The organism is Bordetella genomosp. 13 (assembly GCF_002119665.1).
Taxonomy (GTDB): domain Bacteria; phylum Pseudomonadota; class Gammaproteobacteria; order Burkholderiales; family Burkholderiaceae_B; genus Bordetella.
The window spans coordinates 1,489,075-1,503,688 of record NZ_CP021111.1 but is presented as its reverse complement, the minus strand read 5'-3'; the positions used below and the strand labels follow the sequence as shown (position 1 = coordinate 1,503,688).

15 protein-coding genes are annotated in these 14,614 nt (G+C 66.7%); 9 read left to right on the top strand and 6 right to left on the bottom strand.

From position 1 onward, the window contains the following. Nucleotides 1-102 precede the first annotated feature (102 nt). The 4 genes from CAL15_RS06665 to CAL15_RS06650 all read right to left on the bottom strand — a co-directional run bounded on the left by CAL15_RS06665 (nt 103) and on the right by CAL15_RS06650 (nt 3,943). On the bottom strand, nt 103-1,218 hold the full coding sequence (locus CAL15_RS06665; protein WP_086077862.1) for a branched-chain amino acid ABC transporter substrate-binding protein: 1,116 nt from the start codon (nt 1,216-1,218) through the stop codon (nt 103-105). Nucleotides 1,219-1,445: 227 nt separating this feature from the next. Next, nucleotides 1,446-1,997, bottom strand: a complete 552-nt coding sequence (locus CAL15_RS06660) for a VUT family protein (RefSeq protein WP_086077861.1) — start codon at nt 1,995-1,997, stop codon at nt 1,446-1,448. A gap of 17 nt (nt 1,998-2,014) precedes the next feature. Then, entirely contained in the window at nt 2,015-2,848 is an 834-nt protein-coding gene (proC, locus tag CAL15_RS06655) for a pyrroline-5-carboxylate reductase (protein ID WP_086077860.1), read from the bottom strand. A gap of 90 nt (nt 2,849-2,938) precedes the next feature. After that, nucleotides 2,939-3,943, bottom strand: a complete 1,005-nt coding sequence (locus tag CAL15_RS06650; RefSeq protein WP_086077859.1) for an Rpn family recombination-promoting nuclease/putative transposase — start codon at nt 3,941-3,943, stop codon at nt 2,939-2,941. Nucleotides 3,944-4,181: 238 nt separating this feature from the next. Between CAL15_RS06650 and ugpB the strand changes: the two genes are divergently transcribed. From ugpB to CAL15_RS06630, 4 genes are all read left to right on the top strand, one after another. Continuing rightward, nucleotides 4,182-5,495 carry a sn-glycerol-3-phosphate ABC transporter substrate-binding protein UgpB gene (gene ugpB / locus CAL15_RS06645; protein ID WP_086077858.1) on the top strand — a complete coding sequence of 438 codons (1,314 nt, stop codon included), beginning with the start codon at nt 4,182-4,184 and terminating at the stop codon, nt 5,493-5,495. A 149-nt stretch (nt 5,496-5,644) separates the two neighbouring features. Continuing rightward, nucleotides 5,645-6,526, top strand: a complete 882-nt coding sequence (gene ugpA / locus CAL15_RS06640) for a sn-glycerol-3-phosphate ABC transporter permease UgpA (RefSeq protein ID WP_086077857.1) — start codon at nt 5,645-5,647, stop codon at nt 6,524-6,526. Nucleotides 6,527-6,550: 24 nt separating this feature from the next. Next, entirely contained in the window at nt 6,551-7,402 is an 852-nt protein-coding gene (ugpE, locus tag CAL15_RS06635) for a sn-glycerol-3-phosphate ABC transporter permease UgpE (RefSeq protein ID WP_086077856.1), read from the top strand. An 81-nt stretch (nt 7,403-7,483) separates the two neighbouring features. Beyond that, a complete protein-coding gene (locus CAL15_RS06630) occupies nt 7,484-8,572 on the top strand; it encodes a sn-glycerol-3-phosphate import ATP-binding protein UgpC (RefSeq protein WP_086077855.1) in 1,089 nt (362 codons plus the stop codon). A 111-nt stretch (nt 8,573-8,683) separates the two neighbouring features. On the opposite strand, the gene hpaR is transcribed toward CAL15_RS06630, so the two are convergent. After that, complete coding sequence (gene hpaR, locus CAL15_RS06625) at nt 8,684-9,175, bottom strand: homoprotocatechuate degradation operon regulator HpaR (RefSeq protein WP_232468138.1); 492 nt, start codon at nt 9,173-9,175, stop codon at nt 8,684-8,686. 191 nt (nt 9,176-9,366) lie between these two features. On the opposite strand from hpaR, the gene CAL15_RS06620 reads away from it, so the two are divergent. The 4 genes from CAL15_RS06620 (at nt 9,367) to hpaI (ending at nt 12,480) form a co-directional block, all read left to right on the top strand. Then, on the top strand, nt 9,367-10,029 hold the full coding sequence (locus CAL15_RS06620) for a fumarylacetoacetate hydrolase family protein (RefSeq protein WP_086077853.1): 663 nt from the start codon (nt 9,367-9,369) through the stop codon (nt 10,027-10,029). Next, a complete protein-coding gene (locus tag CAL15_RS06615) occupies nt 10,026-10,784 on the top strand; it encodes a fumarylacetoacetate hydrolase family protein (RefSeq protein WP_086077852.1) in 759 nt (252 codons plus the stop codon). The genes CAL15_RS06620 and CAL15_RS06615 overlap by 4 nt, the downstream gene beginning before the upstream one ends. Before the next feature lie 69 nt (nt 10,785-10,853). Beyond that, nucleotides 10,854-11,657 carry a 2-oxo-hept-4-ene-1,7-dioate hydratase gene (gene hpaH / locus CAL15_RS06610; protein WP_086077851.1) on the top strand — a complete coding sequence of 268 codons (804 nt, stop codon included), beginning with the start codon at nt 10,854-10,856 and terminating at the stop codon, nt 11,655-11,657. A gap of 13 nt (nt 11,658-11,670) precedes the next feature. Then, nucleotides 11,671-12,480, top strand: a complete 810-nt coding sequence (gene hpaI, locus CAL15_RS06605) for a 4-hydroxy-2-oxoheptanedioate aldolase (RefSeq protein ID WP_086077850.1) — start codon at nt 11,671-11,673, stop codon at nt 12,478-12,480. 89 nt (nt 12,481-12,569) lie between these two features. Here the strand turns inward: hpaI and CAL15_RS06600 are convergent, their stop codons facing one another. Further along, nucleotides 12,570-13,703, bottom strand: a complete 1,134-nt coding sequence (locus CAL15_RS06600; RefSeq protein WP_086077849.1) for a branched-chain amino acid ABC transporter substrate-binding protein — start codon at nt 13,701-13,703, stop codon at nt 12,570-12,572. A 198-nt stretch (nt 13,704-13,901) separates the two neighbouring features. Here CAL15_RS06600 and CAL15_RS06595 point away from each other — a divergent pair, with 198 nt between their 5' ends. Next, entirely contained in the window at nt 13,902-14,486 is a 585-nt protein-coding gene (locus CAL15_RS06595; protein ID WP_086080967.1) for an RBBP9/YdeN family alpha/beta hydrolase, read from the top strand. Nucleotides 14,487-14,614 lie beyond the last annotated feature (128 nt).

The window sequence follows — 14,614 nt, the reverse complement described above, 5'->3', positions numbered from 1 at the left end:
GGCCCCGGTAATGTGACCCGGAGCCGGAGGACCTGGACTACATCAGGTCACCGGCGGATGGCCGGCGCCTGCGCAAATACGACGCATATTGCAGCGCGCGCGTTACAGCTGAGTCTTCTTGCCAGCCTTGTCCCACTTGTAGACAGCGAACTCGAAGTCCTTCAGATCGCCCTTGGCGTCGTACTCGACCTTGCCGATGGCGGTGTTGAAGGAGGTCTTGTGCAGGTAATCGGCCACCTTGGCGGGGTCTTCGCCCACGGCGGTGATGCCTTCGGCGATCAGTTGCACGGCCGCATAGGCGGGCATCTGGAAGGCGCCGTCGGGGTTGCGCTTCTTGGCCTCGAAGGCCTTCACCACGCCCTCGTTGCCCGGCAGCTTGGTGAAGTCGGCCGGCAGCGTGACCAGCAGGCCATCGATGGCGGGACCGGCGATGGCGACCAGGTCCTGGTTGGCCGTGCCTTCGGGACCCATGAACTGCACGTTCAGGCCCTGCTCGCGCGACTGACGCAGCAGCAAGCCCAGTTCGGGGTGGTAGCCGCCGAAATACACGAAGTCGACGCCGGCCGACTTCAGCTTGGTGATGACGGCCGAGTAGTCGCTGTCGCCGACGTTGATGCCTTCGAAGATCGCCACGGGCACCTTGTTGCGCTCGAGCGTGTCCTTGACCTGCGTGGCCACGCCCGACCCGTAGGTCTGTTTGTCGTGCAGGACTGCCACTTTCTTGGGCTTGATGGTGTTGGCGACGTAGCGCGCGGCGAACGGACCCTGCTGGTCGTCGCGGCCGATGGTGCGGAAGAAGAAATGCGGCTTGATGGTATCGGTGACCAGCGGCGAGGTGGCGCCCGGGGTGATGGCGACGATGCCCTCCTGCTCGTACACGTTGACGGCGGGCACGGTGACGCCCGAGCACGCATGGGCCACGGCGAACTTGGCGCCGGAATTGACCACGCGGTTGGCCGCGGGAACCGCCTGCTTGGGCTCGCAGCCGTCGTCGATCAGGATGGGCTCGAGCTGCTTGCCCTTGACGCCGCCCTTGGCATTGATCGTCTCGATCGCGGTCAGCGCGCCGGCCTGGATCTGGTCGCCATACTGGGTATTGGGACCGGTCATGGGCTGGGGGATGCCGATCTTGATGGTCTCGGCTGCCTGGACGCTGCCGGCCAATACGAGGGCGCTCAGTGCAACGGCAAGGGGGGTAAAGCGTTGCGCGATATTCATGCAGACTTCTCCAGCGGGAGGGGAATGGGATGGCCTTGCGATCCGGCCGGGAGGGTTTCCCGGCGGTTCTGTGCCTGCGTTCTGCGCCCTGTTTGTGCGAGCGGTAACGTGGGCGGTATTCTCGTGGCTCGCCCCCAGCGTGTCACTGCGTGGAATCCCCAATATTTCATCCAGATGAACAAAGGGGGACGGGCTGGGCCCTTCCCGCGGGGACACGCCGCCCGGCCTCAGCGCGCCTGCCCGAGCGGCGCCGGCCTGGCCTCTGCAGGCCGCGCCAGGTTCCACATCAGCGCACGGAACGGCGCCAGCATCCCGAGGTTGACGGCCAGCTTGATGGCCAGGTCGCCCAGCAGCCACGTCAGCCACGGCAGGCCGGTGCCGCCGAAGGCCACCCCGAAGAAGATCACCGTGTCGCACAGCGCGCCGGCCGTGCCGGCCAGAAGGGGCGCACGCCACCAGCGTTGATCGCGCAGGCGATCGAAGACGCGGATGTCGATGAGCTGGGCGCACAGGTAGGCCAGGCCCGACGCCAGGGCGATGCGCGGGGATGCCACCCAGAACGACACTGCCAGCGCCAGGGCGAAACCGCACCAGGCCACGCGCCGCGCCGCCTGCGGGCCGAAGCGGCGGTTCAGCAGGTCGGTGACGAGAAAGGCCACCGGGTACGACAGGCCGCCCCAGGTCAGCCAGTCGTTCAGCGGCACCTGCACCAGGATGTTGGAACCCACCACCACCACGCCCATGGCCAGCACGGCCAGTGCGAACTGGACAGGCGTCATCGGGACATAGCGACGGTTCACTTGCCGAACTCTGCCGCCAGTTCGCGGGAGCGCAGGGCGGCGGCCTGCATGGCTCGCTCGACCAGGGCGGTGAAGCCGCCCTGCTCGAATTCCGCCAGCGCGGCGGCCGTGGTGCCGCCCTTGGAAGTGACACGCTGGCGCAGCACCGCGGGGGGATCGTCGGACTGCACGGCCAGCTTGGCCGCGCCTGACAGGGTAGCCAGGGCCAACTGGCGCGATTGCGCCTCGTCCAGGCCCACTGCCAGGCCGCCGGCCATCAAGGCCTCGATGAACAGGAACACATAAGCCGGACCGCTGCCCGACAACGCCGTCACGCCGTCCAGCGCCGCATCGTCGGCTACCCAGACCACCTCGCCCACCGCCTGCAGCAGACGGCCGGCCAGCTCGCGGTCGGCGGCGCTGGCGCCCGGTAATGCCGCCAGGCCGGTGATGCCCGCGCCCACCAGCGCGGGCGTGTTGGGCATGCAGCGCACCAGCCTCTGCCAGGGCTTGCCGGGCTCGCCCAGCCATTGCGCCAGCGTGTCGGCGCGCAGCCCGGCCGCCACGCTGATCACCAGCGTGTCGTCGCCCAGCAGGCCGCGGGTGTCGGCCACCGCCTGCCGCATGTTCTGCGGTTTGACGGCGTAGATCCAGACCTTGCAGCGCGCCAGCGCCTCGTCCGGCCCGGCCGCCACGGTGGCGCCGCGCGCCCGCCAGGCCTGGTGGCCGTCGATATTGACGTCGACGACGTGCAGGTTGCCTGCAGGGCAGACCTTGTCTGCCAGGCCCGCGGCCAGCGCGGCCGCCATGTTGCCGCCGCCGATAAAGGCGATAGATAGGGTGTTGTCCATGGGACGGAATTGTAAACCCGCCCCCTCCCGCCATGCCGACCCGCGGCCATGCGGCCGGCGATGACGCCAGCGGCACATCGGCGCGGCGACTCAGTGTGCGGGCTGGGCAAACACGGCGTCGAGGCTGGGCGCGTCGAGCATGGCGATGGCCCAATGGCCGAGCTGCTCGGGCGATGCCGCGTCCAGGCGCATACGCAATGACGGGGGCAAAGGGCCGAACCGGTGGGCGAGCAGTTGCTCGAGCAGCGCGTGGCGGCCTTGCTCGAGCCCCTGCTCGATCCCTTGCTCGCGCCCTTGCTCGAGCCCCTGCGCCCACCCGGCCGCCCGGGCATCGTTGGCCGACTCGTTCAATATTTCCTCGATCATCTTTCCCAGCATGGTCCTGATCTCCCTTGCATCGTCTGGTTCCAGCAGCATATCGGCCTGCTCGTGGAATAGACGTTGTTCACGCAACCATCGGACCAAATCCCTGCGCAACTCGGCCACGTCCGAGGTCGACGTGCCTTCGTACAGTGTGCGCACTGCCTGGGTGAGAGACTCGGATGAGCCCCAAGCCTGGATCTGGAAGAAAACCGCCGCCAGGTTATGGCTGGGCAGCGCGCCCGACTGAGCCAGCCGCACCTGATCGACCAGCAGGTACTGCAGGCGCGGCTGAAACGGTTTCAACCCCTCGGGAAACGGCGCGACCGACTCGCCGAGTTCCCGCGGCGCATGCCAGCGTTGCGCACCGCTGTACAACACCATCGGCAGCACCGCCGGAAGGGGTTGCCGTGCTCCGCCGATGCCCTGCAGAAGCAAATCCTCGTACAACAAGCCCAGGTACGTCATCATGCGCAGCGCCATGTGCGCGTCGACCCGCGACTGGAACTCGAGCAGCAGATACACGGTTCCTTTTCCGGCGCCAGCGCGCGCACGCCATACCAGGTCGCTGTGGCCTGCCCGTCGATCCCGCGCCACGAAAGAGCCGGACACTTTCTCCAGAGACAGCAGATCGACCTGCCCGGCCAGGCCCTCGGGCGTGAAGCCCTGCAGCAAGGCCCGCATCATCGGCGCGTGCGAGAAAAGACGTTTGTACAGGGCATCGTGGCGCGGCATGGCGAGGTTCCTGGAAGCGGCATCCGGGCACTCTATCCATCGGGCCTCCAGCGCGCGGCCGCAGTGCACGCTTTCATCTCTTGCGGCAACTACGTACCGCTACCGCGTTCGGCCATGCCCGAAGAATTGACACGCCGCGCCGACGATGTGAAAGTCACGCCACTGACACAAACAATTCATAAGGTGTGTCGCTTGCATCGACCACGATGCCGAAGCACACGAACGGAGGAACCCTCACATGCGCACCCCTCGTCTGGCGCTGGGCGCTGCCGCGATCCTGGCCGCCGTGGCCGGTCTGCCGGCCCATGCCGCCACTGAAATCCAGTTCTGGCACTCCATGGAAGGCGCCCTGGGCGACCGGGTGAATGCCCTGGTCAACGACTTCAACAAGAGCAACACCGAATACCAGGTCAGGGCCGTCTACAAGGGCAACTACGGCGAATCGATGAACGCGGGCATCGCCGCGTTCCGCGCCGGCAACGCGCCCGACATCCTGCAGGTATTCGAAGTCGGCACTGCCACCATGATGTACGCCAAGGGCGCCATCAAGCCGGTGCAGCAGATGTCCGAGGAAGCGGGCGACCCGATCGACCCGAAGGAATTCATCGGCGCGGTGGCGGGCTACTACTCGTCGCCCGACGGCAAGCTCGAGTCGATGCCCTTCAACAGCTCGACGGTCGTTTTCTACTACAACAAGGATGCCTTCAAGAAGGCCGGCCTGGATCCCGAAAAGCCGCCCAAGACCTGGGAAGAACTGGCCGCCGCCGGCCAGAAACTGAAGGCCGCCGGCCAGGAATGCGGCTACACCACCTCGTGGCCGTCGTGGGTGCAGCTGGAAACGTTCTCGGCCTGGCACAACGTGCCGTACGCCACCAAGGACAACGGCTTCGGCGGCCTGGACGCGCGCCTGGCGGTCAACACCGACCTGCACGTGCGCCACATGGAGAACCTGGCCAAGCTCGGCAAGGAAGGCATCTTCCAGTATGGCGGACGCGGCGACGAGCCGAACTCGCTGTTCATCAGCGGCAAATGCGCCATGATCACCGGTTCCAGCGGCCTGCGCGCCAACATCGCCAAGAATGCCAAGTTCGAGTTCGGCACCTCTACCGTGCCCTACTACGGCGACGTCAAGGGCGCGCCGCAGAACACCATCATCGGCGGCGCGTCGCTGTGGGTCTTCGCCAACAAGAAGCCCGAGGTCTACAAGGGCGTGACCAAGTTCTTCAAGTTCCTGGCCAGCCCCGCCATCGCCGCGCGCTGGCACCAGGAGACCGGCTACGTGCCCGTCACCAAGGCGGCCTACGAGCAGACGCTGAAGGACGGTTTCTACGGCAAGAATCCCGGCACCGACGTCGGCGTGAAGCAGCTCAACGTCGAGACCACCGCGCAGTCGCGCGGCGTTCGCCTGGGCTTCCTGCCGCAGATCCGCGAGATCGAGGATGCCGAGATCGAGCGCATCGTCTCGGGCAAGACCACGGCCAAGGATGGCCTGGCCAACATCACGAAGCGGGGCGACGAACTGCTCGAGAAGTTCCAGAAGAGCGCCAACTGAGTCCCGCCGCCCCGGGGCCCGGAGGTAGCGCGGACGTTCATTCGACGTTCCGATTCAAGCCGCGCCGCGCGCGGCCGTTATCCACGAAGGCGGCGGTTCACCGGAACCGCCGCCTCTCTCGTTTCTGCCGCCAGGGCCCGGAGCATCACATGGAAAAACGCGTCGTATTCGGCCACAAGACCCTGCCCTATCTGCTGCTGGCGCCACAGCTGGTCATCACGGCCGTGTTTTTCTTCCTGCCCGCCGGCCAGGCCATGTGGCAGTCGCTGCGCCTCGAAGACGCCTTCGGCCTGTCCTCGGAATTCGTCGGCCTGGCCAATTTCGCCGACCTGTTCTCGCAGGACAGCTATCTCGAATCCTTCCGCGTCACCGCCGTCTTCTCGGCGCTGGTGGCTTTCGTGGGGCTGGCCCTGGCGCTGCTGCTGGCGGTGATGGCGGACCGCGTGGTGCGCGGCGCCGGCCTGTACAAGACGCTGCTGATCTGGCCGTATGCCGTGGCCCCCGCCGTGGTGGGCGTACTGTGGCTGTTCCTGTTCTCGCCCTCGGTGGGTATCCTGGCCGCCGCCCTGAACGGCATGGGCGTGCCCTGGAATCCGCGCCTGGACGGCGACCAGGCCCTGATCCTGGTGCTCATCGCCGCGGTCTGGAAGCAGATCTCGTACAACTTCCTGTTTTTCCTCGCCGGCCTGCAATCGATTCCACGCTCGCTGATCGAGGCCGCCGCCATCGACGGCGCCTCGCCGTCGCGCCGCTTCTGGACCATCGTGTTTCCCCTGCTGTCGCCGACGACTTTCTTCCTGCTGGTGGTCAACGTCATCTATGCCTTCTTCGACACCTTCGCGGTAATCGACACCACCACGCAGGGCGGCCCCGGCACATCCACCGCCATCCTGGTCTACAAGGTATACAGCGACGGCTTTCGCGGCCTGGACCTGGGCTCGTCGGCAGCGCAGTCGGTCGTGCTGATGCTGATCGTGATCGCGCTCACGGTGGTGCAGTTCCGCTACATCGACCGCAAGGTCCAGTACTGATTCGGCGATACGAGGCATCCCATCATGGTAGAACGCCGTCCCTGGCTCGACGCGCTGGCGCACATCATCCTGCTGTGCGGGGTGGCGCTGGTGGCCTTTCCCATTTACGTGACCTTCGTCGCGTCGACCCAGACCGCGCAGGAGGTCGCCTCGGCGCCCATGTCGCTGATCCCCGGACCGCACTTCGTCGACAACTACATGCGCGCCCTCTTCGCGGGGTCCGGCGGCGGATCGTCGGGCGCGCCGGTGGGCCGCATGATGACGGTCAGCCTCATCATGGCGCTGGCGATCTCGCTGGGCAAGATCGCCATCTCGCTGCTGTCGGCCTTCGCGGTGGTGTACTTCCGATTCCCGGGCCGCATGTTCTTCTTCTGGATGATCTTCGTCACACTGATGCTGCCGGTCGAGGTCCGCATCGCGCCGACATACAAGGTGGTGGCCGACCTGGGACTGCTGAACAGCTACGCGGGCCTGACGCTGCCCCTGATCGCGTCGGCCACCGCCACGTTCCTGTTCCGCCAGTTCTTCCTGACCGTGCCCGACGAACTGATCGAGGCCGCCCGCATCGACGGCGCGGGGCCGATGCGCTTCTTCTTCGACGTGCTGCTGCCGCTGTCGCGCACCAGCATCGCGGCGCTGTTCGTCATCCAGTTCATCTATGGCTGGAACCAGTATCTGTGGCCGCTGCTGATTACCACGCAGGAAGACATGTATCCCGTGGTCATCGGCATCAAGCGCATGATCAGCGGTGGCGACAGCGTCACCGAATGGAACATCACCATGGCCACCGCCATCCTGGCGATGCTGCCGCCCGCGCTGGTGGTGATCCTGATGCAGAAGTGGTTCGTCAAGGGCCTGGTCGACACTGAAAAATGATGCCCCCACGCCGCGCCTTCGGCTTGCTGCCCCCCAAGGGGGCGCGTTCTTCGGCTTGACATTCTTAACCTAGATATCCGTATGGCAACTCTGAGCTTCGAGCGAGTCAAGAAGATCTACGCCGGCAACGTGCCGGCGATCCACGGCATCGACATGGAGGTGGCCGACGGCGAGTTCATCGTCATCGTGGGTCCGTCGGGATGCGGCAAGAGCACCCTGATGCGCATGGTGGCCGGGCTGGAGACCATCACCGAGGGCCAGATCCGCATCGACGGCCAGGTGGTCAACGACCTGGAGCCGGCCGAGCGCGACATCGCCATGGTGTTCCAGAACTACGCGCTGTACCCGCACATGAGCGTGTACGACAACATGGCCTACGGTCTGAAGATCCGCAAGCTGCCGCGCGACGAGATCCGCAAGCGCGTCGAAGCGGCCGCGCAGATCCTGGAACTGGGCAAGCTGCTCGACCGGCGGCCCCGCCAATTGTCGGGCGGCCAGCGCCAGCGCGTGGCCATGGGGCGGGCCATCGTGCGCGAGCCCAAGGTGTTCCTGTTCGACGAGCCGCTGTCCAACCTGGACGCCAAGCTGCGCGTGGCCATGCGCCTGGAGATCCTGAAACTTCACCGGCGCCTGGGCACCACCAGCCTGTACGTCACGCACGACCAGGTCGAGGCCATGACGCTGGCGCATCGCATGGTGGTGATGAACCAGGGCGTGCCCGAACAGATCGGCACCCCCATGGAAGTGTTCGAGAAACCGGCCTCGACGTTCGTGGCAGGCTTCATCGGCTCGCCGCCCATGAACCTGCTGCGGGTACAGGTGGCCGGCGATGGCACCGTGCAGACGGCCAACGGCGCGCCGCTCGACATATCGCCGCTGGACGTGCCGCAGGCCGTACGCGGCCGCCGCGTCGTCATGGGCATGCGGCCCGAACACATGCTGCTGAACACCCGCGGCGTCACGGCCACCGTCGAGATGATCGAGACGCTCGGCTCTGAGCAACTGGTGCATTGCCGCAGCGGAGATGCCATGCTGGTCGTGCGCTGCTCCACGCGGCAGCTGAGCGATTCGCCGTCGAAGGTCACCGACCAGGTGCAGATCGGTCCTGACGGACGTCATCCGCTGCATTGGTTCGAAACGGACAGCGGACGGCGCGTGGAAGGCCTGTAGAGCGTGCCTAGTCGAGAGCCCTCGCCTTTCCGGCCGTCCACCGCCATGGTGTATGCATGGCTGCCGCACGACTGTACAGGCAGGCAGCAGGGCCCGACCGAGCCACCCCGCTCAGCGCGGCAGACCTAGGCTGGCCGTCACGTGATTCAGCAGCCGCTGCAACTGCTCGAGTTCCTCTGCCCCGACGAGCGCCGTGATCTCGCCATAAGTGTCCTCGGTGAGCGGACCGACAATGGCCACGAGGTCTTTGCCGCCCTTGCTGATGGACAACTGGGCGACCCGCAGGTCGTCCTGGTGCGCCGCGCGCTCGATGGCGCCGCGTGCTTCCAGCGTTTTCAGCAGGCGCGACAGGCTTGGCATGCTGATGAACGTGCGGTCGGACAGTTCGCTGGCGCGCATGGGCTCGCTGGACGCGTTGAGGGCGCGCAGCACCCGCCATTGCTGTTCTGTCAGGCCATGGTCGCGCAGGATCACGCGGAAACGGCCCATCACGGCTTCGCGCGCGCGCAACAAGGTCATGGGAAGCGAGCGCGAGAAGGCGCGCAGGCCTTCCCGCATGTCGTCCGGTGGGGCCGCGCCCCGGCCAAGGTCTGTGTGTTCCACGCCGCTATTCTAGTTCGACCATAAGGATGGCTGACTGCGCACCTCGTGTCAGGCAACAATCGTTCGAAACCTTGCGCCGCAAGGGCCCGCTTGATATAGTTAACTTGTTAATTATCGAGCTGCACATTAACACACCCGCATAGGGTTCGGCGCTGCCCCAGGCCTCACAGGCAGCGCTGCAAAAAGCAAGCATGGCGAATTGCTTTTCCTCTCCTCGTGTCATCTACGGCACGCTGTTGAACGACCGGGCCACGCTCACGCGGATGGCTGGCGCATTCACCCAGCAGCCGTACAAGGCGCCGCCGGTGAACCCGGTGCTATATATCAAGCCGGCCAACACCTACGCCCCGCCGGGCGCGCAGGTCGAGGTACCGTCCGACCCCGGCGTGGTCCGCATCGATGCCACGCTGGGCGTCGTTTTCCTGTGCGACACGCGGCGCGTCGAGCCGCATAGCGCCATGAGCCACGTGGCAGGCTTCGTCATCGCCAGCGACATCACGCTGCCCCATGACGACCTGTACCGTCCGCCGCTGCTGCAGCGCTGCCGCGACGGCTTCTGCCCGATCACGCCGCGCCTGCTGCCCCAACCCGACTTCGAGCCCGACACGGCGCGCATCGACATCTCCATCAACGGCAAACTGGCGCACCGCCGCAGCCTCGAAGGACTGCACCGCTCCATCCCGCAGCTCATCGCCGACGTCAGCGCGGACATGACCCTGTCCGCCGGCGACGTGCTGCTGGTCGGCGCCCCCGAAGGCGCCCCGCTGGCGCGGCCCGGCGACCACGTCCGCATCGACGTCGCCGGGCTGGGCAGCCTGGAGCACAGCCTGGTCGCCGAAGGAGCCCACGCATGAAGCGCGCCCGCGTCCTCTACGAAGGCGAAACCTACGACGCCACCGACGTCGACGGCGACAAGATCCAGCTCAGCGACGGTCGCGTCCTGGAAGAGACCGAGGTCACCTGGCTGCCGCCGCTCGAAGTGGGCACCATTTTCGTGCTCGCGTTGAATTACGCCGACCATGCCAAGGAGATCGCCTTCAAGAAGGCGCCCGACGCGCCGGTGGTATTCCTGAAGGGCCCGGGCTCGCTGACCGGGCATCGCCGCACCACCCGCCGGCCGGCCGGCGTGGCCTACATGCATTACGAGTGCGAACTGGCGGTGGTCATCGGCCAGCGCTGCAAGCACGTGCCGAAGGAACGCGCGTACGAGGTCATCGGCGGCTACACCGTGGCCAACGACTACGCCATCCGCGACTACCTGGAAAACTACTACCGCCCCAACCTGCGCGTGAAAAGCCGGGATGCCGGCACGCCCATCGGCCCGTGGCTGGTGGACGCCGCCGACGTGCCCGATCCCATGAACCTGCGGCTGCGCAGCTGGGTCAACGGCAAGCCCACGCAGGACGGCAACACGCGCGACATGGTGTTCGACATCCCGACGCTGATCGCATATCTGTCGAGCTTCATGACGCTGAACCCCGGCGACGTCATCCTGACCGGCACGCCCGACGGCGTGTCCGATGCCGCCGTGGGCGACGAGATCATTACCGAAGTCGAAGGAATCGGCCGCCTGATCAACACCATCGTCGGCGACGACGTGCCCGCCTGACATCCGCCGCGGCCGGGTTGCCGACCCGAGGCCGCGGTCCGCCTCTCACCGCCGCATCACAGTCCGCCCATGCTCTCGTCCGACACCGTCTCCTCGCTTGCCCGCCAGCTCTACCAGGCGCGCAAGACACGCACGCAGCTGCGCCATTTCTCCGCCCAGCATCCGGACATGACGATCGAGGACGGCTACCGCATCCAGTCGGAATGGGTGCGCCTGGAAATGGCGGACGGGCGCAGCATCCGCGGCCGCAAGATCGGCCTGACCTCGCGCGCGATGCAGCTCTCGTCGCAGATAGACGAGCCCGATTATGCGCCTCTGATGGACGACATGTTCTTCCAGACCGGCAGCGACATCCCCTTCGACCGCTTCATTTCGCCCCGCATCGAGGTCGAACTGGCCTTCGTGCTGCGCGAGCCGCTGCGCGGCCCCGACGTCAACCTGTACCAGGCCCTGGCGGTCACCGACTACGTCGTGCCGGCGGTGGAGATCATCGACGCGCGCATCGAGCAGTTCGACCGCGAGACCCGGGCGCCGCGCAAGGTGTTCGACACCATCTCGGACTTCGCCGCCAACGCGGGCGTGGTGCTGGGCGGCCGGCCCATCAAGCCCGACAGCGTGGACCTGCGCTGGGTCGGCGCGCTGCTGCACCGCAATGGCGTCATCGAAGAGTCGGGCCTGGCCGCCGCCGTGCTGAACCATCCCGCCAACGGCATCGCCTGGCTGGCCAACAAGATCGCGGCGCATGGCGAGCAGCTCGACGCCGGCGACATCGTGCTGGCGGGCTCGTTCACCCGTCCCACGCCGGGCCGCCCCGGCGACACCTTCCACGTCGACTACGGCCCGCTGGGCGCCGTGTCGTTCCGTTTCGTCTGAACAAGGCGCTTCCATGGACCTGCCCCACAATCACTTCAAGCAAGCGCTGCTGGCCGGCCGGCCGCAGATCGGCCTGTGGGTCGGCCTGGCCGACGCCTATGCCGCCGAACTGCTGGCAGGCTCCGGCTTCGACTGGCTGCTGATCGACGGCGAACATGCGCCCAACGACGTGCGCAGCGTGCTGGCGCAGCTTCAGGCGATCGCGCCCTATCCCTCGCATCCCGCGGTGCGCCCGCCCATCGGCGACGTGGCGCTGATCAAGCAACTGCTGGACGTGGGCGCGCAGACCCTGCTGATTCCGATGGTCGAGACCGCCGAGCAGGCGGCGCGGATGGTGGTCGCCACGCGCTATCCGCCCGCCGGCATACGCGGGGTGGGCAGCGTACTGGCCCGGTCCTCGCGCTGGAATCAGATCCCCGACTACGTGCACCGAGCCGATGCGGAGATGTGCCTGCTGGTGCAGGTCGAAAGCGCGGCGGCCCTGCGCAACCTGGACGCGATCGCGCGCGTCGACGGCGTCGATGGCGTGTTCTTCGGCCCCGCCGACCTCTCGGCTTCGATGGGACACTTGGGCAATCCCGGCCATCCCGACGTGCAGCGCGCGATCCTGTCAGGCATCGCGCAGGTGCGAGCCGCCGGCAAGGCTCCCGGCATCCTGGCGTCCGATCCCAAGCTGGCGCGGCAGTATCTGCAGGCCGGCGCGCTGTTCGTGGCGGTGGGCGTGGACACTTCCCTGCTGGCCGGCGCCGCGCGCACGCTCGCGGCCAGTTTCAAAGACCCCGCGGCGCCGCGACGGCCGGCCGCCGGCGACGCCACATACTGACGAAGCGCCCTCCGCGCCCGTAGAAAAGCACAGGGCCGGCGGCCCGTTCCATCGGAACGAGGCGGCCGGCCCCGCGCAGCCACTGGCGCTTACTTGAACGCGGTCTTGCTGCCGTCCTTGTGCCAGGTGAACACTTCGAACTCGAAGTTGGTCAGGTCGCCCTGCTTGTTCCAGGAAGCCTTGCCGATGGGCGTGTCGAAGCTGTTGGCGTGCAGGTACGCCGCCACCTTGGCGGGATCGGTGCTGCCCGCGCCCTTGATGCCGTCCGCAATGACCTGCGTGGCCGAATAGGCCGTCATCTGGAACGCGCCGCCCGGGTTGCGCTTCTTGTCCTTGAACGCCTTCACGATGTCGGCATTGGCCGGGTTCTGCGTGAAGTCGGCGGGCAGCGTCACCAGCATGCCTTCGACCGCGCCGCCGGCGATGGCATTGATGTCGGGATTGCCCACGCCCTCGGGGCCCATGAAGCGCGCCTTCAGGCCCTGTTCGGAAGCCTGGCGCAGCAGCAGGCCCATCTCGGGGTGGTAGCCGCCGTAGTAGACGAAGTCCACGCCCGCGCTCTTCAGCTTGGTGATGACCGCCGAGTAGTCGCTGTCGCCGGCATTGATGCCTTCGAACATCGCGACCTCGATGCCGCTCTTGCCCAGCGTGTCGCGCACCGCGGTGGCGATGCCCTGGCCGTACGACTGCTTGTCGTGCAGCACGCCCACTTTCTTGGGCTTGATCTTCTGCGCGATGAAGGTGGCAGCGGCGGGACCCTGCTGGTCGTCGCGGCCGATGGTGCGGAAGATGAACTCGTAGTTCTTCCCGTCGGTCACGGCGGGCGACGTGGCCGAGGGGGTGACCATGACCACGCCTTCGTTGTTGTAGATCTCGGTGGCCGCGATGGTCGCGCCCGAACACACGTGGCCCACGACGAAGCCGATCTTGTCATTGACGACGCGATTGGCCGCCACCGGACCCTGCTTGGGTTCGCAGCCGTCGTCGATCAGCACGGCCTCCAGCTTCTTGCCGTTGATGCCGCCCTGGGCATTGACGCGTTCGATGGCGGTCTCGACGCCCTCGCGCACCATGTCGCCGTACTGCGTCAGCGCGCCGGTGGTGGGGCCAACGACGGCGATCTTGATGTTCTGCGCCTGGGCGCCGGTCGACAGCGACAGGCCGGCCACCATGGCCAGGGCAGCGCAGATGGGCGCCAGCCGGATGTGGGATTGCTTGCTCATGCGAACCTCCTTTGTCGTCTTGTGATCTCCGGCCCCGGGCGAGTAGCCTGCGGCCTGCTCCCGTGCCTGGTCAGGCACGGGCGCAAGCATACACCCAAGGCTGCGCCCGCCGTACTCGCATCGTTATATGCATTGCAGCATATGCAATGGAGGATTAATTCGTTTGCGTTGTATAAGACGGGCGGCATGATCCTGCCCATGAGACTTCAACCCATTATCGTCCCCGGGTGGAAAGACTCCGGCCCCGGCCATTGGCAAACGCTGTGGGAACAGTCGTTGCCGCATGCCGTGCGCGTGCGCCAGCCCAGTTGGACCGAGCCGCGTCCGGCGACATGGCATGCCGCGGTCGCCGCCAGCGTGGATGCCGCTACCTGCCCCGCCCTGTTGATCGCGCACAGCCTGGGATGCCTGGCCGTGGCCAGCCTTCCCGTGCCGTTGCGCTCGCGCGTGGCGGGCGCCATGCTGGTCGCGCCTGCGGACGTCGAACGGCCCGACGCGCCCGAGTGCCTGCGCGGCTTCGCCCCGATCCCCAGGCTGCCGCTACCCTTTCAGAGCGTGGTGGTGGCGAGTGACGACGATCCTTATTGCAGCCTGAATCGCGCCGAGCAGTTCGCGCGAGATTGGGGCAGCCGGCTGGTGGTGGTACACGGCGGTGGACACCTGAATGCCGAGAGCGGGTTGCGGGACTGGCCGGCGGGGCTGAAGGTGCTGACCGCGCTGCGGCGGCGCGCGGCCTGGCGTGTGGCGGCGCCTTTGCCGAAGGTTCCGGCGGTGTCGTGTTGAACCCGCAGGTCTCACCACAGCCCGGTTTATTGTAAATAAGTATTTCAAAAATGTGTCGGCCATAATGCGGATGGCCGGCATGACGCGCCTGCAATCAGGCATTTACCAACGTGCCAGCGGCAAAACGG